Source organism: Copranaerobaculum intestinale (assembly GCF_009831105.1).
GTDB classification, from domain to species: Bacteria; Bacillota_I; Bacilli_A; order Erysipelotrichales; family Erysipelotrichaceae; genus Copranaerobaculum; species Copranaerobaculum intestinale.
Map to the genome: position 1 here is coordinate 323,667 of NZ_WUUQ01000002.1, position 19,206 is coordinate 342,872.

Below are 19,206 nucleotides of genomic sequence, written 5' to 3' on the forward strand. Positions count from 1 at the left end.
TGATAAATCATGGGTAGACATTTCGAGGTGCGTGCCGCCGCTATGGCGAAAACCGCAAATGCAAAAGCAAAAGTATATTCCCGCTTTGGTAAAGAAATTTACATGGCGGCGAAAAGCGGTGTCCCTGATCCGGATATGAATGCAGTATTAAAAAAGACAATTGAACGGGCAAAAGCAAATCAGGTTCCTGCTGATGTCATCAAACGGGCGATTGAAAAAGCCAAAGGCGGATCAACGGAAAATTATACAAGCTCGATGTATGAAGGCTTTGGTTCCGGTGGTCTGGCAACAGTCATGGTAGAATGCCTTACGGATAACGCGAATCGTACGATTGCGGAGCTTCGCGGAGCTTTTAATAAATCACATGCGAAGATCGGTGTATCCGGTTCAGTAGCATTCAATTACGATCATGTCGGAATGCTGGTGTTTGACTATGCTGATGAAGAAGCGATGATGGATGCTTTGATCATGGCCGATGTTGAGCTGAAAGATATTGAAGTTGATGAAGGACATATGAGTGTAACGGTTGAGCCGCAGGATCTGAATAAAGCGAAAGAAGCAGTAGAAGCACTGATCCCGGAAGTGAAATTCGATGTAATGGAGCTGATGATGCTGCCGCATGAATACGTTGAACTGGAAGGCGAAGACTTGATGCTGTTCAAACGTCTGCTGACCATGCTGGATGATGTTGATGATGTACAGAATGTTTATCACAATGTGTCCAATGTAAACGAGGAATAAAAAAAGACAGCCGGATATTTCCGGTTCTTTTTTTCATAGGAGTGAAAATATGGAAATTGTATCAGCTTCATATGAGGATATTGCGGATATTGTAGAATTGTATCAGCAGATCGTGCAGTTTCAAGACCAAATGGGGCAATCGCAATGGAAACAGTCTGATGTCACGTGGGATGCGTTGACCGAAATCTATTCGCTTGAGCATTTCTATATTGCCCGAATGCAGGGTGAAATCATCGGAGCATGCATCATTGCAGATTATGATCCGATCTACTGGCCGAAGACTCCCCGTCATGAGAGTCTGTATATCCATAAGCTTGCGGTGCATGAGGATTGGCGAAAAAACGGAGTCGGCGTGGCTTTCTTAGAATTTTTTAAACAGGAAGGCAGAAGGCGGGGATTGGACGAGGTACGTCTGGATGTCAGAGCTTATAAGGATAAGCTTCGCAGCTTTTATGAACGCAATGGTTTTACGCTGGTACGAATTGCGTCTATTTTTGATGATTACGATACAGCTTTGTATCATGCTCGATGGGAGGATTAGCAATGCGCAGAAAATATTTTTTCTTTGATATCGACGGAACGCTGACGAATAATCCGCAGGGAGGAAATATTCCTGCTTCGACAAAGGCCGCAATACGCGAACTTCGCAGAAAGGGACATTTTCTGGCGATTGCGACCGGACGCGCTTATGCGATGGCAGAAGCTTATCTTGATGAATTCGATTTTGATAATATGGTGAGTGATGGCGGAAATGCCGTGACGATCAATCGGAAATTGCAGGGAATCGAACCGCTTGATAAAAAATTGGCGGTTACCCTGATCGATGAATGTGAAGCCAAGGGAATACCATGGGGTGTCAGCTATGAAAATGCCCGCTGCCGCTGGTGTAAAAACACGGCTTTTTTAAAACGTACCAGAGATTCTTACATGGAAACAAAAATTGATCCGGATTTGGATGTTCATGAACTGTCTGAAATCTATAAAGTATATGTTTGCTGTGATGAGGGGAGCGAAACTGCTATACAGGGACTAAAGGATTTACCATATGCTCGCTATCATCCGGATTATGTATTTGTTGAACCCGATGACAAGGCAAAGGGAATCTATAAGATCATGGATTATTTTCATGCTCCTTATGAAGACGTTGTCGTATTCGGTGACGGTAAAAATGATTTGAAGATGTTTCGTGAGGAATGGACAAGCATTGCCATGGGCAATGCAATTCCGGAACTGAAAGCAAAGGCAACGTTTGTGACCAAAAGCGTGGATGACGGAGGAATTGCATATGCATGCCGCCATTTCGGCTGGATAGACGGTGATGAAAATGAAGCCGCTTAACGGGTCTGGCTGCATCCTTTCAAAAGAACAACCGAAAATCTGTGTTCCGCTGACGCCCTCGGATGAAAAGGAGCTGAAGCAACAGCTTGAAATGATTCATCGACAGTCGGCGGATATTGATTTGATCGAATGGCGTGCTGATTACTGGCAGGGGGAGCTGAAGGATGGCTTATCCGCCGTATCAAATCAGCTTCAGAACATTCATAAACCAGTGATATTTACAATTCGAACCGCGGCGGAAGGCGGTGAAAAAGACATAGCTTTAAGCGAATATGAGCACATGATCAGAATGTCATTGAAGTTTCCGTGCTTTATGATGTATGATCTTCAATTAATGCTTGTAAAGCAAAAAGCCGATCGGATGCGGATGCTGTTAGATGATCTTCACCGACATAATAAATGGATCATTCTTTCTTATCATGATTTTCAAGCGACCCCTTCCAATGAACAGATGCTTGCTATCTTAAATGAACAGGAGGCGTTGGGAGCTGATCTTGTAAAGCTGGCAGTTATGCCGCAAACAGAAATGGATGTTAAACGGCTGATGGAGGTCAGCAGTCTTTTTACCCAAACTCATGAAACCATGGCAATAACGATTTCCATGGGTGAATTGGGGGTTAAATCGCGCATTCAATTAAAGGAAACAGGAAGCTGTATCAGCTTTGCAACAGCTTCTGCCGCCAGTGCCCCGGGTCAGCTTCCCGCTTCCTCACTGCGCAAACTGCTTCAAACTCAATAACCAAAAGAAAACGGAAATCTAATTACAGGTTTCCGTTTATTAGGCTTTGTAAGATTTGCTGAATGGTATGATCAAGTGATTGATCGTTGTCGATGATAAGATCAGCAGCTTTTTCATATAACGGCAGCCTTTCCTGATACAGCTTTTTAATTGCCTGCGGACTGCTTGACAGCGGCCGGGTTTCATCACTGATCAATTCGGATAAAGGGCGTCGCAGCCAGATTATCAGCCCGTTTGACTGCAAGGCCTGAATGTTTTCATAACGCAGTACCGCGCCGCCGCCGGTTGCGATGATCAGATTGTTTTGAACGCCGTACTGCCTGCATACTTCACTTTCACGATCACGGAAAGCTGTTTCCCCATGGGCTTGAAAATAGTCCGGAATGGACATGTTCACAGTTTCCACAAGCTTTTGATCGAGATCGACGAACGGACGCTGCATGATCCTGCTCAACTGTCTGCCTATCGTGGTTTTACCAACACTTGGCATACCGATCAGAACCAGATTGCGGACACGCTGATGGAGCGATTGGTAAATATCATCAATTCGGGAATTATCAATTTTCTGATTTTGAAAATGCTCGACCGCGTATTTTGCCTGTGCAACCAGCATTTCTAAACCGTTTACGGCTTTTATGCCAAGCTGTTTAGCTTCTATCAGCAGCTTTGTTTTTAAAGGATTATAAATGATATCGATTACGGCTTCACACTTTTGAAAATTATGCAGATCAAGCGGTGAAGATTCTATTTTAGGATACATCCCTACCGATGTGGTATTGATGATGATGTCAGCATCCGTACAGGTGCGATAACATTCCTCATAGGAGATTGTTGCGGCATAGGGAGTGCGGTTTACGATGATGATCGTTCCTGCTTTCAAATATTTCAATACTGCCAGCACAGCCTTGGAAGCACCGCCATAGCCCAATACGATTACCTTTTTGCGCGCAACATCTATCTGATGCCGTTTCAGGGTATATAAAAATCCATCAAAATCGGTATTGAATCCATATAGCTTTCCGTTTTGATTCACAATAGTATTTACCGCTTGAATGGCCTTTGACCGCTCATCCATGCCGGCAAGATAAGGAATGACTTGCTCTTTATATGGAATTGTTACATTGATTGCCTGAAATTTACGGTGTTTCATAAATGCTGGAAAATCTGCGCTTGCCACCGGCATCAAATCATATGTATAATCAGCCAGCTGTTCATGTATTTCTTTTGAATAGCTGTGACCCAGTGTTTCTCCTATCAATCCATATTTCATTTCAGATTCCTCACTTCTTACTAATAATGATAATAGATAGTGAAAACGAAAGCAAATAAATTTCATAATCTTTACCAGCGTAAGTTTCCGTTTTCACATAAATTATTTCTTTTTATTTCTAGTGGGTATGGTATACTTATTATACAAATTTTAATGGGATGTGGAATAGCTATGAAAAAATTGTTGTGTATTATTTTTGTCGGTGCAATATGTATCATGAATCAGTCCAGTGTTCATGCGGAAGACAGCGGTAAATCCACTGGTCTTTTTGATGATGTGGAGATTGTTACAGATGAGAATGCGGTACCCATTGATCGCAAGGACATCAGCGGAATGAAAAACGCAGAAATGGGCGATACTGTTGCGGCGCTCGATCACACTATGCAGCGCAGTGCGGCCGCGCCGTACTGGACGAATACCGGTGGTGTAAAACGCTTTTATGATGCGAACGGAAATATGATGTATCATGCTGGTTCAAAAATGATCATCGATGTATCTGAGCACCAGGGCGTTATTAACTGGGATCAGGTGAAAGCTGCCGGAATAGATGGCGCAATCCTGAGGATCAGCTATGGTTATGAAAATGGCTATGATAAGCAGTTTGTGCGAAATGTTCAGGAATGTAACCGGCTTGGGATACCTTATGGAATTTATATGTATAGCTATGCATATGATGCGAATTTCGCATATCATGAAGCGGCAGATGTGGTGAATCTGCTATCCAAGGTCCAGGTGAATTTATCTTATCCGATCTATTATGATATTGAAGGATTTGATCCCTTTTATCATTTAGGTGTCGTTCGGTATCATCCGACTTCACCATCACAATATGAATCAATCATTGCGACCTTTATCAATTATATGAATACGCATGGTTATGCTGGGAAAGTTCATGTATACAGTTATCGAAACTATCTGCAAAATGCATTGAACAGTTCTAAAATATTATCATATGTTTCCTGGATTGCTGCGTATACCCAGACGCTTGGTTATACGAATACCTTTTACAATGGTGTTCAGGGTTGGCAGTATACCAACAGCGGTTCAGTAAAAGGTATCAATGGACGCGTAGATATCAGCTGTTTCAGTGATTTCATGTATAATGCGAGTGTGTCAGCCAGTGTGCCAGAAGCGGTTACGGAGAAATTAGCAGAAAAGAATATTAAATTCAATGCCGGCTATCTTACCGGATTTCAGCTGAATTCGGATATCAGTGCTTTGCAGTCATCGCTTGCCGGTCTTGGTAAGGTTACTTTGTATGGTATAAACGGTAATGTGATCACATCGGGGATAGTTGCCACAGGACAAACGATCACGATTGAAATGAATAGCCGTGCTGCTGATCAGGTATACAAGATGGCGGTGGTAATCCGTGGTGATGTAAACGGGGACGGTAAAATAAGTGGCATTGATTATGTGAAGGTAAGGAATAAAATTGATGGGAAATCACAATTTAATTCTATAGAAAGTTTGGCTTCAGATATTAATAACGATGGGAAGATTAGTGGGATTGACTATGTGAGAATAAGAAATCATATAGACGGTAAAACGACAATTACGCAATAAAGGAGACAGCATGAAAAAATTTAGAAACAGATTTATTGTATTACTTGTTTGCCTGATGTTTATGGTTGGACAACACAGCGAAATTTATGCCGGCAATATGTGGGCGAATGCTTCTCCTACATCTGTCAGGGTTGGAAGTAACTTTACTGTTACAGTTGGATCATCCAATTTATTTATTGAGGGAATAAGCGTTACCTGTTCGGGATGTACAATTATCAGTGGAATCAGTGGCAGTATTGATAAAGGTGAAACTAAGAATATTGTCGCTCGCTTGAATTCTTCGGCAGGTGCAACGGTTACTATTTCTGGTACCGCAACAGATTATGATAACCCTAATAGTGATTTTCCAATATCGACCTCTGCGCATGTTTCAGCAGCCACGAATAGCGGCGGCGGTTCCTGGACTCCCAGCGGCGGCGGTTCATCCAGCAGTTCTCAGACAACGCCACAGACTCCAGATCCAGAGGATGACACACATTCTAAGGATAACGATTTAAAAAGTTTGAGCGTTAGTGAAGGAAAATTGACCCCTGAATTTTCAAAGGATACAACTTCCTATAATGTTAATCTGCCGGCAACTGCGAAAAAGATCACGCTGAAAGCAGAAGCAAATGATACCAAGGCAACCGTAGAAGGAACCGGAGAAAAGGCTCTGGAGCCTGGTGATAATGATTTTGATATTACCGTAACGGCAGAAAATAAATCGGTGAAAGTATATAAAGTAAAAGTAATCGTCGATGAAAAACCATTAATGTATTTGAAATACAACGGGGTAAAGCTCGGTGTGGTAAGGAATGTCCGCAATGCTCCGATACCTCCGAATTTTACGGCGACAACGCTGAAAATAAAGGGTAAAGAAATTCCTGCCTGGAAAAATGAGGCGATGAAGAAAACCATTGTCTATCTGATGGATACCAAAAATAATAAACAATTCTATTTGTATGAAAACGGAAAAGTTACCAGTACATTTACCTATACAAAATTGCTTGGCCGAGAAGTGTTTTTGATCGATATTCCAAAAGCGCAGCAGCGCCGAACCGGCATGAACTATCAGAAACTGACCATAGAAAATGTCACAGTTATGGGTTGGACATTCGATGAAAAATCAATGAAAGATTATGAACTGATTTATGTAATGGATTTGGATGGTAAATGTCGTTATTATCAATATGAAAAATCACAGCATACCATTCAGCTTTATTCCGGTGCTGCGGCAGTTACGCAGAGTGAATATACCAAACAGGTAAAGGATTTAAAAGCTGGGAGAACAGCGATGACTTATACTGCGGTCGCACTAGGTCTATTGGCAGCTGGTCTTGGCTGTTATGCAGCTTATCTCACCATTCGCAAAAAGAAATCATGAGTGTTTTAAAAAACTCCTGCAATATGTTATGTAGCAGGAGTTTTATTATCCCTAAAAGTAACGATAGGAATTTAAGCTTCTTTGACGTATAATGATGACAAGTTCATTGAAAGGAGCTTACTATGAAGAGACCGATTACTACCTTGTTTATGCTGATGTCACTGGATGGGAAAATAAGCACGGGTGCTACGGATGCATTTGACGTTGATCAGGATTTTCCAACCCTTCCAGGATTATGTGAGGGACTTCATCAGTATTATGAAATCGAACAGACCACCGATCTTTGGTCGTTAAATTCAGGCAGGGTTCAGCAAAAACTCGGGGTGAATGAAAAAGCATTTCCTGAAACTCAATCCGCGGTCAGTTTTGTGCTGGTCGATAACCATCATTTGAATGAACATGGGATTGCTTACTATACCCATTTTGCGAAGCGTGTCGTGATCGTCACATCTAATAAAAATCATCCTGCCTATCATGTATCAGCTGATAATTTGGACATTATCTTTCAGGCTTCATTCAGTGCAGCATCAATGCTGGAAACATTGTATCATCAGTTTGGCTGTGAGCGATTGACAATTCAATCCGGAGGCACACTGAATGCTCTTTTCTTAAGAGAAAAAGTATTCGATTACATCGATATTGTGATTGCCCCGGTCTTGATTGGCGGTAAGCAAACTTCTACTTTAATTGATGGGGATTCATTGATGAAGCTTGATGAATTACATAAACTCGGAATTTTGAAATTGATTGATTTGGTGAAGCTGGAACATTCTTATGTAAGAGTGCGTTATCAGGTCATCGGTTAGATTATCCAGCAGAAAATTGACAGAATCGGATAATCAGCATACACTATAAGTAAATACTTTGATGCAAGATTAAGTGATGAAAGATGGTCAGCGAACCCATAATGGTGAGAGGTGGGGACATTGGAACTCATGGATTACACTTGTTGAGTAGGGTCATTGAAAATGAAGTAGATGATTTCGCATGGAGGCGTTATTTCCTAATAAAGATGCGCACTGTTTTTTTAAGTGCGAATCAGGATGGCACCGCGTCAAAGCACGTTCCTGTTTGGAATGTGCTTTTTTTATGGAGGGAGTGGTGCTGAAAAAAAGCTGTATTTAATGAAGGTGAATAAATTTTGAAAGGAGCTTTACCATGAGAAAACAGAGTTTTAATTTACACACACATACCGCACGGTGCGGTCACGGGGAAGGTTTGGACATTCAATATGTGAACAGTGCGATTGATGCAGGGTTTAAACTCCTCGGATTCAGCGATCATATTCCGTTTCCACAGATACAACAGCCGCAGTGCCGCATGAATTATGAACAAAAGGATGAATATTTGACCAGCATCCGTAATCTGAAAAAACAATTTCAGGGGATCATCGAAATAAAGGTTGGATATGAAATAGAGTATTTTGAAGATCAGCAGGAGTATTTACAGGCGATGCGGAAAGAATGTGACTATATGATTTTAGGACAGCATCTGAATACAATGGATTACGAATATGACTGTTATTGTTCTGATAAAGATACTGTAATGTATGCTTTACAAATTGAACAGGCTTTATCTCAAAACTTAATCATGTGTGTTGCGCATCCCGACTATTACATGCTAGGAAGGAGATATTTTTCAAAAGCATGTCAGCAAGCTGCTCATCGCATTGCCAGGGCAAGCATTCAGTATGATGTGCCGTTGGAAATCAATTTGAATGGATTTCAATATGGTAAAAAGATGTATCGTTTTTTGATCGTCCTAACTATGAGGAAGAACGATATCCATATCCGTTTCGTGAATTTTGGGAGATCGCTGCCAATTATGGCTGTAAAGTAATATATGGCTATGATGCACATTCTCCAATAACCCTGCAAGAGCAGTATCGAGAAGAATTAGCAGCTAATATTCTGCATGACATACCTTTGCGTTTCTTTTCAAAAATGAAATGGAAATAGATAGACTCGGAATTTTTTGATTTGTGAAACCGGTTTTCAGAATGAAAGTACTTGTGTGTATGTGAATGCCTGCATGTACACCGGCATAGCTTTACTGATACCAAAGCATTATGAATCACAAATGATAAACAATTATGAAGCTTTTATGTAAAGCCAAAAGAGTTCCTGTTGTTTGTGATTAGGATCTTGCGGTAGAGATCAATCATTTATTCTTAGAAAGTAGATGAAATCAATTCAGATCCTATTTTATACGGCAGGCCGAACCCTCCCGAGCTGTAATTAGTCACATTGCGTTGAAAAAGGTTGTATCTTGCAGTGCTGAAACACAAATGACTGTTTGCGAGGAAGTCATTGAGTATTAGACAGTAATATGGAAATGAAGATTCAAAAAAGTAGCGAGAGATATGCTCTTTTTTAGCTTCAACAGCATAAAAAAAGCCTTTTTCTAAAGGCTTTTTTGTAGTTATTACCGGTTGTAGAATTCTACGACCAACAGTTCGTTGATCTCAGCATTCAATTCGCTGCGCTCCGGCAGACGAAGGTAAGTACCTTTCTTCGCATCTTTATCGAAGTTAACGAATGCAGGTGTGTGCAGAGTAGCTTCCAGAGATTCTGTAATAGCTTTCATATTTTTTGATTTTTCTTTGATTTCAATTATGGAACCAACTTTTACCTGTGCAGAAGGAATATCAACCTTCTTACCGTTTACCAGGATGTGTCCGTGGTTAACCAACTGACGAGCAGCGCGGCGAGTGCGGGCAATACCCATGCGGTATACGATGTTGTCTAAGCGAGATTCCAGCATGAACAAGAAATTGTCGCCCTTAACACCTTTCATTTTAGATGCTTTTACGAAAGTGTTATAGAACTGACGTTCATTGATTCCGTACATGTTGCGGATTCTCTGCTTTTCACGCAGCTGTAAACCGTAGTTGGTTAATTTTACACGTTTTGTAGGTCCGTGCTGACCTGGTGCATACTGACGTTTCTGAAGTTCTTCACCAGTTTCCAAAATAGAGAAACCTAAGCGGCGGGAAACCTTCCAAACCGGTCCGGTCATTCTTGACATAATTATGTCCTCCTTATTGTTTTATGAGCCATAAAACAATAACAGGCCGCAAATCATCATTCCAGGGTGTTCATACATACGATATCCTCGCTTATAAGCAGCTAAGTTACACGATATCCCGTATATTTATATAGTACGTTATGAACGCCTTCTGCAAGACTTTGCATGCTGCTATCATTTTGACGCTAATATACTATAACAAAGCAAAAAGGAAAAGTCAATTTTTTCTTTTTGATACGTGAAAAAGAACTAAAAAAAAGCATGAATATATGTTACAATATGAACAGTGAGGTGTTCGTATGGGAAATTTTATCGCTAACGTAAAAAAAGTCATATCTGGAGATGTGTTTCTTTATATAGCCATTGGTCTTGCGGCAATCATTGTGATTACGATCGTCATGGTGGTCATCCGCCGCCGCGATGCGAGAAAGCTGTTGGATGAGCTGGAGCTTCGTTATAATTCAGTGAAGAATATCCCGCTGGCATTCAAGGTGAATAAAGCGGTTGCACTCTCCCGTGTAAATAATGCAGTAGCTGAACACGTGGAACAGATCAAGAACGATTTTGATGAAGTGCAGGAGAAACTGAAAGAATGCTCGGTTATGCTGGCTGAGGCTGATGATCTTGTGTATATGCATAAGTCAAAAGCGGGTCGGGCAATGATGGAAGATATTGATATTCAGCTGACGATTTGTGAAGAGAGCGTTGGACGGGTAAATGAAACACTGGACAGCGTGCTGGAACAGGAAAATGAACAGCGGGTTCAGATCAATACGTTAAAAGAGAATTTCCGTGAGGTGAAAAGCCGTTTATCAAAGAATCGTGCGGTCTATAATCAGAGCATGGATTACTTGGATCAGGAAGTTACGCAGATTGAAAAAATGTTTTCGTTGTTTGAGGAATGGATGTTTGCTTCGGAGTTCTCTAAAGCTGCTGATCAGCAGCAGGAAATAGCTGAGCATATCGAAAATCTGGAACACCTGATTGAAACGCTGCCGCCGCTTTATGAACTGGCAAAGGGCGTTTTGCCAAGAGCGATTGATGAAGTCGGATATCATTATGCCCAAGCAAAAAATATCGGCGTGTATCTTGATCACTTGGATATTAAGAAAAATCTAGAAATTATCAGTGATATGCTGAAGGAAGATTTGAATAAGCTGAGAAGCGGTGACTGTGACCGGGTTCGGGAGAACTTGCTGGAAAGTCAGGAACGTCTTTCTCAGCTGGCAGAACAAATTTCCAAAGAGGAACGCGCTTATCATGAGGTGATGGGCAGTGTGGATGTCCTTTATGAAAATGTAAAATCGATCAATCGGGATGTTGAAGATATCGAACAGTTGTATAGCCGTGTGTATGAACGCTTCGGCTTTGAAAATTGGAATGATCGGCTCAAAGAAACCGATCAGAAGCTGACTGATCTCAATGAAATGAAACGCAGCCTGGAACGAATTATCTTGGAAAAGAGCGTTCCGTTTACTACCGTATTGCTTACATACCGCAGCTTGGAGCAGAGCTGTTCAGCATTCCAGGAAGATATCTCAAAAATGAAAGAGAAGCTTCAGCAGGCATGCAGTGATGAAGAACGTGCAAAGAAGCAACTGGTTAAGCTGCAGCTGATCGTAAACGAAATCCGCGTTAAAACAACGAAGCATCGACTGCCGAGTATTTCCAATCAATATGAAGAGGATCTAAAACGAGCACAGGAATGGATTCAAAGAGTAGAGGGGCTGCTTCGCTCCACTCCGCTCGATGTCAAAAACTTAAATGAAACACTGCGCCAGGCAATCGATTACATTTACACTTTATATAATAGTGTAAACAATTTGGTCGGCATGGCGATTATGGTAGAGAATACTATCGTATTTGGTAATAAATTCCGTTCTTCCTACCCGGAAATTGATTCTGAACTGACAAGAGCAGAATTGTGTTTTCGCAACGGACAATATACAAAGGCTTTGAAAATTTCCATTGCGGCGATTGAAAAGCTGCATCCGGGAACCTATGAAAAGCTGATGAAGCATGATACAAAGGATCCGGAATTAACGGCAGAAACCGTATAAGGAAGGTTACTATGGTGTATTTAGATTATGCGGCGACCACACCTTTGAATGATGAGGTGTTGAACGCTTATACAAAACTATTGAAACAATATTACGGCAACAGTGATTCGCTTCATGCGCTGGGCAGAGAAGCGGCGAAATTGATGGAAACCGCCAGAGAGCAGATCAGTGATCTGCTTTCTGTTCGAAAAGAGGAAGTGCTGTTTACTTCCTGCGCAAGTGAGGCGAACAATCTGGCTTTAAAAGGATATGCCTTTCACTATCAAAAGCGGGGAAAGCATCTGATAACCACTGCGGTTGAGCATTCTAGTGTTCTTCATACGATGGAACAGCTGGAAAAACAGTTTGGTTTTGAGGTTAGTTATCTTCCGGTCAACGAACAAGGCAAGGTCGAACTGGAAAGCTTGAAGCAGGCGCTGCGCAAGGATACGATTTTGGTTTCATGCATGCTTGTCAATAATGAATCCGGTGCGATCAATGATATAAGCGTTTTAGCAGACTATGTACATGCGTTCAGTCGTGCGGCCTTTCATATGGATGGGGTGCAGGGGCTTGGTAAAGTGGAGCTGCCGCTGGATGCAGTGGATATGGCAACCTTTTCAGCTCATAAAATCTATGGACTGAAGGGAAGTGGACTGCTGATAAAAAAACAGCATGTTGAACTGCTTCCGCTGATTTCGGCTGGCCAGCAGGAACAGGGACTGCGCGGCGGCACCAGCAATTCACCTGTGAATACCGTATTTGCGAAAACTTTGCGGCTCGCCTTAGAAAAGCAGGCCGAGCATACCGCTTATGTCAAGGGACTAAATGACTATCTGCGTGAGGAACTGGCAAAGCTGGATCATATTATCATCAACAGCGATCCATCCGGCTCACCGTATATCTTAAATTTCTCTTGTCTGAAGATCGGCAGTGAGATCATGCTGAATGCGTTGGATGAACGGGGATTTTGTGTTTCTGCGCAAAGTACCTGTGCTTCCCACACCAAAGCACATTCTTATGTGCTGAGTGCGATGGGGCTTGGTGAGGTAAGGGCAACCCATGCTGTGCGAGTATCGCTTTCTCATCTCACCAAACAATCAGAATTGACTTCATTTATTGAAGCATTGAAGGAGATTATCCATGACTATCAAATCAGATAAAGTAGTATATAATCATATTTTGGTGCGATATGGGGAACTATCTACCAAAGGAAAAAATAAAAAAGATTTTATCAGCCGCCTGCTTCATAATGTGAAAAATGCACTGCGTGAATTTCCGGCACTCACTTATGAAAAGACTCACGACCGGCTGTATATTATGCTGAATGGAGAAGATGCTCATAAAGTGAGTGATCTGCTGGCTAAGGTATTTGGTATCAGCTCATTTTCCTTTGCGATTAAAGTACCATCCGATATGGAAGAAATTCGCAGTATGGCGCTGAAGGTAGCGAAAAATAGCGATGCGTTAACCTTTAAGATCGTATCCCGCCGTTCCTTTAAACAGTTTCCACTTATTTCCGATGAAATTAACCGTGCCGTAGCTGCCGATATTCTAAGACAGACCGAACTGAAGGTTGATGTGCATGATCCGCAGCTGCGGATTCAGATTGAAGTGCATCAGTTTGATACTTACATCATGATTAATACCATACCAGGTGCCGGCGGTTATCCAGTTGGGGTAGGCGGCAAAGCACTGGTGATGCTGTCAGGCGGCATTGATTCACCGGTTGCATCCTATTTAACTATGAAACGCGGAGTTGCGATTGAATGCATTCACTATGCTTCTCCGCCATATACTTCCAAGCGGGCTCAGGAAAAGGTACTGCAGCTGGCAGCGAAGGTTGCAGGCTATCAAGGACATATTCGGGTTCATATCGTACCCTTCACAGAATTGCAGCTGGCCATATACAAGCATTGTGATGAAAGCTATGCGATTACAATTATGCGCCGTATGATGTATCGGATCGCCCAGCGGGTTTGTGAAAGACAGAACTGTTTGGCGATCGTGAACGGAGAAAGCATTGGACAGGTAGCATCTCAGACACTGGAAAGCATGCAGACGATCAATCAGGTCGTACAAATTCCAGTGATCCGTCCTGTTGTAACAATGGATAAGCTGGAAATCATCGATCTGGCAAAGCATATTGATACGTATGATATCAGCATTCAGCCGTTTGAAGACTGCTGTACGATTTTCACCCCTAAAAATCCGGTGACCAAGCCAACCTTGAAAAAGGCGGAAAAGCTGGAGTCCTTTTTTGATTTTGAACCGCTGGTGGAAGCCTGCGTTGAACAAATCGAAACGATCAATGTGTATCCAGGGACAAAATTTTCCATTGAGGAAAATGCGGATTTATTTTAGTATATAGCTTGCTTACCTTGCCATACTAACAGCGAGGTGAGTAAAATGGATATCAGAAAACAGTATCAGAACGAGCAGAATCAGTACAATCAGAACAATTCCTCAAATCTGCAGAAGGAATACAACCAGAATCAGCAGGTTCAGGAAGATCTGTATCAGTACGAGATGGGCATCGAACTGGGCGCTGACGTAGAAGCTGATAAAAAGATGCATGAAAAAGAGTATCAGAAACAGCAGAATCAGTTCCAAAATCAGCAGAACCAATTTCAAAATCAGCAAAACCAGTTCCAGAACCAGAATCAAAACCAGAACTGCAATAAGCAGTAGGTAGATTGAGCACCCGTTTGGGTGCTTTTTTCATGGCTGATCCTATGATATACTGTTTAACAGCGAAAGAGGTGATACTATGATGATCTGTCCAATCTGTCATCACGTGTTAATGCGTGAACTGAACAGCTATACTTGTATTCATAAACACAGCTTTGATATTGCGAAAAGCGGCTATGTCAATCTTTGGCCGGGAAATCATAAAGGCAGCGGTGATGATAAAGAAATGGTAAAAGCACGTACATTATTTCTAAATACGGGGCATTATCAACTGTTTCAGCAAACCTTGATTGATTTGACAACAAATTTGAAACCTTCGGTACTGGCAGATGTAGGGTGTGGGGAAGGCTATTATACCAATGTATTGGAAAATTGTCTGGACGCGTGTGATGTCTATGGCTTTGATGTATCAAAAAGTGCGCTTCAGCATGCTTCTCGTCAAAACTCCAGGATTCATTATGTTATCGCTTCTCTGTCAGATTTACCGCTGTCTGATGAAAGCGTCGATGTTATAACCGATGTATTTGCGCCGGTGGATGCACAAAGCTTTCATCGGGTACTGAAACAGGATGGTTTTTTGATCAAGGTCGGTCCCGGTCGTCAGCATCTTCTGGAAATGAAGCAGGTGCTGTATGATAAGGTCTATGAAAATGATGATGCGGTTGCAGAATATGATGGTTTTGCGCATGCGAAACGAATTGTCAAGACGCAGCAGATCGAGTTGACATCAAATTTGGAAATACGGTCATTGTTTCAGATGACACCTTATTATTGGAAGAGTCCGAAACAGTCGGCCGGCAAGCTGAAAGCCATGGATGATTTACCGTTAACGACACAGTTCTGTTTTGATATATACAAACGAAAATAATATTTTGCAGAAAAGCAGTTTCTTGCTATAATAGAATGCAAGTGGATACGTGAGAAAGGTAGTGGAGAGAGTATGGCATTTGAATCTTTGACAAACAGGCTTTCCAAAGCTCTGAAAAATATTACCGGTAAGGGGAAATTAACCGAAGCCAACATGAACGAGATGCTGCGTGAAGTGCGCATGTCGCTGTTGGAAGCTGATGTAAATTATCGGGTAGTAAAGGATTTTATCGAACACGTTAAGATTAAGGCAATGGGCGTTGAGGTCATGAGTTCGCTGAATCCAGGCCAGATGGTCGTAAAAATCGTTCATGATGAAATCGTTGAGCTTTTAGGCACTCAGGAACAGGGGCTGAATTACAAAACAGCAGGTATTACAACGGTGATGATGGTCGGATTACAGGGGACTGGTAAGACAACTGCAGCGGCGAAGATCGCAAATGTTATCCGTAAAAAGCAGTCTCGCAAACCGCTTCTTGTTGCGTGTGACCTGATCCGTCCGGCAGCGGTTGAACAGTTGAAAACCCTAGGCGCTTCAATCGATGTAGAGGTATTCTCGTTAGGAATTGAAACACCAGCTCTTACAACCGCGAAAAAAGCTCTGGAATATGCACAGGAACAGGGTTATGATACAGTAATTTTCGATACTGCCGGACGTTTGCATATTGATGAAGAGTTGATGCAGGAGCTGGCGGATATCAAGGCTGCAGTACATCCTGATGATATATTGCTGACCGTGGATGCGATGACCGGACAGGATATCGTAAATGTTGCCCAGTCCTTTCATGATCAGCTGGCCGTTACCGGTTTGGTTTTGACCAAGCTGGACGGCGATGCGCGCGGCGGCGGTGTGCTTTCAGTACGGGCAATTACTCAGGTTCCGGTGAAATTTGTCGGACTTGGTGAAAAGATCGATGATTTGGATATTTTCTATCCGGAACGTATGGCTGACAGAATCCTGGGCATGGGTGATATCATGACGCTGGTGGAGCAGGCACAGGATAAAATGGATATGGAAGTATCCCAGAAGAGTGCTAAACGAATGATGAGCGGACAGTTCACATTAGAAGATATGCTGGAACAGTTCCGTCAACTCAAAAAAATGGGATCATTAGGCGGCATGATGAAGCTGATTCCGGGCATGAGCCAAATGGCGGGAAAGATCGATGAAGCGAAAACCGACAAGCAAATGAAAATGTTTGAGGCGATTATTCTAAGTATGACCAAAGAGGAACGCCAGAATCCGGATATCCTGAAAGCTTCGCGTAAAAATCGCATTGCGGCCGGTTCGGGCACAAAAGTGAGCGACATCAATCAGCTGATCAATCGTTATGAGAAAACGAAGGTAGCGATGAAGCAGATGGGAGCGATGGCCAACGGCGGTAAAATGCCGAATATGAAGGGCATGGCAGGAAGCAAGCCCAAGAAAAATAAATTTCGAACCAGAAGATTTTAAGTAAAAAAAGCATTCTGTATCCGGCAAGATATCAGAATGCTTTTTTTGTTTCAATCAAAACTTGTTTAAGATCATTTTTGAATGAAATAGTGATAAGCATCACCGTTCAGTATCAATGGCTGAGGATTCTTTAAGGCTTTGAGACCGTAATCGCCCTTGTCAGAATGCAGTGTTTTTGCGGCCAAATAGCCATTCTTTGTTTTCATGACCCGATAATACCAAGTGATATCCAGAGTTTCACTTTCAACCCCGCAGGATGCGGTTTCGGTAGTGGCAACTTCCATAAAGAAATCTGTATCATCTCCGGCTGATTTTGTGACAGAATGCAGTGTGACATCAACGCTGCAGGAAGTTCCTTCACCACCCTGATGATTCATTGCTTTGGATACCAGCAGCGCGATATCACCTAAATCATGACTGGCTGTATCAATCTTATACATATTGTATTCATCCTTAAAAGCGGATAAATCAGGATCGTTTCGGATGATACTTTTCATATCGGAAACAAGCGATTTACCTTTTTCCGCTGGAGTGGGAGTTTTGAAGTTTTCTGAATAATCGGTACTGGTTTTCTGATAGATCGTCTTTTTCAAGGTTGTCAGGTCCAGCATGACGATGGAGCTGCCTTTTTTGATTGATCCCTGCTTGGTGAAGGTAAGATCTTTACCGTAACCGATTACCATCATCGGTTCGCCTTGAGCGTTGTTAAGTACAACCGCAGTAGTTCCCACTTCTGTTGCATTCGATAAATCATATACGGCCTTTTGATCAGTCAGCTGTAAAGGTTCAATTTCAATTTTCTGTTTTCCCGACTTCCAGCTTCCCTGAAGCTCAGCCGCCGGATGGTAATAGGAATTGCGTCCACGCTCACCGTTAGCCATGACATAGACATGCTTACTGCCATTGCTTTCATAGGTAAAGGCGGCTATATCATCAGTCAGCCAATGGATAGTATAATTGGTTACAGGGGTATTCAGCGGCTGAGGACTTGCGGCGAATATAAACCACGTTTTTTGATAGACTGCAGCCTGCTTGGTATCTTGATCGATCTTTACAACCATCGGTTTATCAAAGCTCCCAAAAGAAACCACACAGGAGCGTAAACCGCCGTATTGAAGCATATATCCAAAATTTAAGAGAAGGATGATGCCGCCAGCTGCCAGTGTATAAAGGTGATATCGCTTTGTATTACGCAGCAGATAGATACCGCCAACCAGCAATAAAATAATCATGGTGTTGATCAGATAGGGAAGAACATCCCATACATATTCATAACCCTTGACCTGCAGAAACAGATAATAGAAAGCTTGTGCCATGATCAGCATGAATCCGATGATAAAACAGCTCCAGCTGATGATTCGAGTTTTTTTCAGCATATGCGATACAGGCATGGTACACCATGCGTCTCCTATATTTGCAAGTATTATAACGCAGAATTGATTTCGGTAAAAGAATTTCTGTTTTTTTTATTCTTTTAGAGATAATGTATTATGAAATGATTTTCATGTATAATTAGCTTTAGAAACTGGGAGGTGTCTATGCGATATAAAGTACTGTTCTTTGCGGCTTGTCTGCTGTTGGGATTGGGAGCGTTTGAATCGATGGGAGGTTATTTTTCAATAGCCAATCAGAAATCGGCGGTTAGTATGCCTGCCTATTACGGTTTGGCCAACGGCTGGCTGTTCTATTTGCTGGCGCTGCTGATGTTTGTGGTTCGATATATGATGATGAAGAAAAATAAAAAATGAAGTGTAAAGTAAAAAGCCTTGACACCTTTATAGATACATGATATTCTTGTACCGTTGAAAAAGAAAATAGAAAACCACAGGAGGATATAACATGGTTAAATTAAGATTAAAAAGAATGGGTTCTAAGAGAAAACCTTATTACCGTATTGTCGCGGCTGATTCTCGTTTTCCAAGAGATGGACGTATTATTGAAACAATCGGTTCTTATAATCCGACAAAAAATCCGGCTGAAGTAAAGGTTGATACAGAATTGGCATTAAACTGGTTACAGAAAGGTGCCCAGCCTTCTGACACTGTACGTAACATTCTGTCCAAAGCAGGTGTTATGAAACAGCTGCACGAAGCGAAAAACGCAAAATAA

19 protein-coding genes are annotated in these 19,206 nt (G+C 42.0%); 16 read left to right on the forward strand and 3 right to left on the reverse strand.

Annotated elements, in window-relative coordinates; all coding sequences use genetic code 11:
* Positions 1-9: 9 nt before the first annotated feature.
* Genes GSF08_RS06375 through aroD form a run of 4 tightly spaced genes read left to right on the forward strand, consistent with a single transcriptional unit; the run spans position 10 to position 2,818 of the window.
* Positions 10-741 carry a YebC/PmpR family DNA-binding transcriptional regulator gene (locus tag GSF08_RS06375; protein ID WP_160625000.1) on the forward strand — a complete coding sequence of 244 codons (732 nt, stop codon included), beginning with the start codon at positions 10-12 and terminating at the stop codon, positions 739-741.
* A 49-nt stretch (positions 742-790) separates the two neighbouring features.
* On the forward strand, positions 791-1,282 hold the full coding sequence (locus tag GSF08_RS06380; protein WP_160625001.1) for a GNAT family N-acetyltransferase: 492 nt from the start codon (positions 791-793) through the stop codon (positions 1,280-1,282).
* A 2-nt stretch (positions 1,283-1,284) separates the two neighbouring features.
* Positions 1,285-2,079, forward strand: a complete 795-nt coding sequence (locus tag GSF08_RS06385; protein ID WP_249805938.1) for an HAD-IIB family hydrolase — start codon at positions 1,285-1,287, stop codon at positions 2,077-2,079.
* Complete coding sequence (gene aroD / locus GSF08_RS06390; protein ID WP_249805999.1) at positions 2,060-2,818, forward strand: type I 3-dehydroquinate dehydratase; 759 nt, start codon at positions 2,060-2,062, stop codon at positions 2,816-2,818. Before GSF08_RS06385 ends, aroD begins: the two co-directional genes overlap by 20 nt.
* 22 nt (positions 2,819-2,840) lie before the next feature.
* On the opposite strand, the gene GSF08_RS06395 is transcribed toward aroD, so the two are convergent.
* A complete protein-coding gene (locus GSF08_RS06395) occupies positions 2,841-4,088 on the reverse strand; it encodes a shikimate kinase (RefSeq protein ID WP_160625004.1) in 1,248 nt (415 codons plus the stop codon).
* A gap of 171 nt (positions 4,089-4,259) precedes the next feature.
* On the opposite strand from GSF08_RS06395, the gene GSF08_RS06400 reads away from it, so the two are divergent.
* The 4 genes from GSF08_RS06400 (at position 4,260) to GSF08_RS06415 (ending at position 8,856) form a co-directional block, all read left to right on the forward strand.
* Positions 4,260-5,654, forward strand: a complete 1,395-nt coding sequence (locus tag GSF08_RS06400; RefSeq protein ID WP_160625005.1) for a GH25 family lysozyme — start codon at positions 4,260-4,262, stop codon at positions 5,652-5,654.
* A gap of 10 nt (positions 5,655-5,664) precedes the next feature.
* The gene (locus GSF08_RS06405) at positions 5,665-7,017 is read left to right on the forward strand and encodes a cadherin-like beta sandwich domain-containing protein (RefSeq protein ID WP_160625006.1); all 1,353 of its coding nucleotides are present in this window, start codon (positions 5,665-5,667) and stop codon (positions 7,015-7,017) included.
* A 122-nt stretch (positions 7,018-7,139) separates the two neighbouring features.
* Positions 7,140-7,823 carry a dihydrofolate reductase family protein gene (locus tag GSF08_RS06410; RefSeq protein ID WP_160625007.1) on the forward strand — a complete coding sequence of 228 codons (684 nt, stop codon included), beginning with the start codon at positions 7,140-7,142 and terminating at the stop codon, positions 7,821-7,823.
* Positions 7,824-8,175: 352 nt separating this feature from the next.
* Positions 8,176-8,856: a PHP domain-containing protein gene (locus GSF08_RS06415; protein ID WP_249805940.1), complete on the forward strand. Its 681-nt coding sequence runs from the start codon at positions 8,176-8,178 to the stop codon at positions 8,854-8,856.
* Positions 8,857-9,441: 585 nt separating this feature from the next.
* Here GSF08_RS06415 and rpsD read toward each other — a convergent pair.
* On the reverse strand, positions 9,442-10,044 hold the full coding sequence (gene rpsD, locus GSF08_RS06420; protein WP_160625008.1) for a 30S ribosomal protein S4: 603 nt from the start codon (positions 10,042-10,044) through the stop codon (positions 9,442-9,444).
* 299 nt (positions 10,045-10,343) lie between these two features.
* Between rpsD and GSF08_RS06425 the strand changes: the two genes are divergently transcribed.
* The 6 genes from GSF08_RS06425 to ffh all read left to right on the forward strand — a co-directional run bounded on the left by GSF08_RS06425 (position 10,344) and on the right by ffh (position 17,097).
* Positions 10,344-12,104, forward strand: coding sequence for a septation ring formation regulator EzrA (locus GSF08_RS06425; RefSeq protein ID WP_160625009.1), 1,761 nt, complete (start codon positions 10,344-10,346; stop codon positions 12,102-12,104).
* A gap of 11 nt (positions 12,105-12,115) precedes the next feature.
* Positions 12,116-13,246: a cysteine desulfurase family protein gene (locus tag GSF08_RS06430; protein ID WP_160625010.1), complete on the forward strand. Its 1,131-nt coding sequence runs from the start codon at positions 12,116-12,118 to the stop codon at positions 13,244-13,246.
* Positions 13,227-14,447, forward strand: coding sequence for a tRNA uracil 4-sulfurtransferase ThiI (thiI, locus tag GSF08_RS06435; RefSeq protein WP_160625011.1), 1,221 nt, complete (start codon positions 13,227-13,229; stop codon positions 14,445-14,447). The genes GSF08_RS06430 and thiI overlap by 20 nt, the downstream gene beginning before the upstream one ends.
* 45 nt (positions 14,448-14,492) lie before the next feature.
* Positions 14,493-14,774, forward strand: a complete 282-nt coding sequence (locus tag GSF08_RS06440) for a hypothetical protein (RefSeq protein WP_249805942.1) — start codon at positions 14,493-14,495, stop codon at positions 14,772-14,774.
* Positions 14,775-14,853: 79 nt separating this feature from the next.
* Positions 14,854-15,642, forward strand: coding sequence for a putative RNA methyltransferase (locus GSF08_RS06445; RefSeq protein ID WP_160625012.1), 789 nt, complete (start codon positions 14,854-14,856; stop codon positions 15,640-15,642).
* 72 nt (positions 15,643-15,714) lie between these two features.
* Complete coding sequence (gene ffh / locus GSF08_RS06450) at positions 15,715-17,097, forward strand: signal recognition particle protein (RefSeq protein ID WP_160625013.1); 1,383 nt, start codon at positions 15,715-15,717, stop codon at positions 17,095-17,097.
* A 71-nt stretch (positions 17,098-17,168) separates the two neighbouring features.
* On the opposite strand, the gene GSF08_RS06455 is transcribed toward ffh, so the two are convergent.
* Complete coding sequence (locus GSF08_RS06455) at positions 17,169-18,488, reverse strand: MFS transporter (RefSeq protein ID WP_160625014.1); 1,320 nt, start codon at positions 18,486-18,488, stop codon at positions 17,169-17,171.
* A gap of 147 nt (positions 18,489-18,635) precedes the next feature.
* Here GSF08_RS06455 and GSF08_RS06460 point away from each other — a divergent pair, with 147 nt between their 5' ends.
* Together GSF08_RS06460 and rpsP are read left to right on the forward strand one after the other, a co-directional pair.
* Entirely contained in the window at positions 18,636-18,845 is a 210-nt protein-coding gene (locus tag GSF08_RS06460; RefSeq protein WP_160625015.1) for a hypothetical protein, read from the forward strand.
* 91 nt (positions 18,846-18,936) lie between these two features.
* Positions 18,937-19,206: a 30S ribosomal protein S16 gene (gene rpsP, locus GSF08_RS06465; RefSeq protein WP_160625016.1), complete on the forward strand. Its 270-nt coding sequence runs from the start codon at positions 18,937-18,939 to the stop codon at positions 19,204-19,206.

Excerpts from the sequence above, each read along its gene's own strand:
- GSF08_RS06375 (WP_160625000.1), top strand. The coding sequence starts at position 10 with ATGGGTAGACATTTCGAGGTGCGTGCCGCCGCTATGGCGAAAACCGCA.
- GSF08_RS06380 (WP_160625001.1), top strand. The coding sequence starts at position 791 with ATGGAAATTGTATCAGCTTCATATGAGGATATTGCGGATATTGTAGAA.
- GSF08_RS06385 (WP_249805938.1), top strand. The coding sequence starts at position 1,285 with ATGCGCAGAAAATATTTTTTCTTTGATATCGACGGAACGCTGACGAAT.
- aroD (WP_249805999.1), top strand. The coding sequence starts at position 2,060 with ATGAAAATGAAGCCGCTTAACGGGTCTGGCTGCATCCTTTCAAAAGAA.
- GSF08_RS06395 (WP_160625004.1), bottom strand. The coding sequence starts at position 4,088 with ATGAAATATGGATTGATAGGAGAAACACTGGGTCACAGCTATTCAAAA.
- GSF08_RS06400 (WP_160625005.1), top strand. The coding sequence starts at position 4,260 with ATGAAAAAATTGTTGTGTATTATTTTTGTCGGTGCAATATGTATCATG.
- GSF08_RS06405 (WP_160625006.1), top strand. The coding sequence starts at position 5,665 with ATGAAAAAATTTAGAAACAGATTTATTGTATTACTTGTTTGCCTGATG.
- GSF08_RS06410 (WP_160625007.1), top strand. The coding sequence starts at position 7,140 with ATGAAGAGACCGATTACTACCTTGTTTATGCTGATGTCACTGGATGGG.
- GSF08_RS06415 (WP_249805940.1), top strand. The coding sequence starts at position 8,176 with ATGAGAAAACAGAGTTTTAATTTACACACACATACCGCACGGTGCGGT.
- rpsD (WP_160625008.1), bottom strand. The coding sequence starts at position 10,044 with ATGTCAAGAATGACCGGACCGGTTTGGAAGGTTTCCCGCCGCTTAGGT.
- GSF08_RS06425 (WP_160625009.1), top strand. The coding sequence starts at position 10,344 with ATGGGAAATTTTATCGCTAACGTAAAAAAAGTCATATCTGGAGATGTG.
- GSF08_RS06430 (WP_160625010.1), top strand. The coding sequence starts at position 12,116 with ATGGTGTATTTAGATTATGCGGCGACCACACCTTTGAATGATGAGGTG.
- thiI (WP_160625011.1), top strand. The coding sequence starts at position 13,227 with ATGACTATCAAATCAGATAAAGTAGTATATAATCATATTTTGGTGCGA.
- GSF08_RS06440 (WP_249805942.1), top strand. The coding sequence starts at position 14,493 with ATGGATATCAGAAAACAGTATCAGAACGAGCAGAATCAGTACAATCAG.
- GSF08_RS06445 (WP_160625012.1), top strand. The coding sequence starts at position 14,854 with ATGATGATCTGTCCAATCTGTCATCACGTGTTAATGCGTGAACTGAAC.
- ffh (WP_160625013.1), top strand. The coding sequence starts at position 15,715 with ATGGCATTTGAATCTTTGACAAACAGGCTTTCCAAAGCTCTGAAAAAT.
- GSF08_RS06455 (WP_160625014.1), bottom strand. The coding sequence starts at position 18,488 with ATGCCTGTATCGCATATGCTGAAAAAAACTCGAATCATCAGCTGGAGC.
- GSF08_RS06460 (WP_160625015.1), top strand. The coding sequence starts at position 18,636 with ATGCGATATAAAGTACTGTTCTTTGCGGCTTGTCTGCTGTTGGGATTG.
- rpsP (WP_160625016.1), top strand. The coding sequence starts at position 18,937 with ATGGTTAAATTAAGATTAAAAAGAATGGGTTCTAAGAGAAAACCTTAT.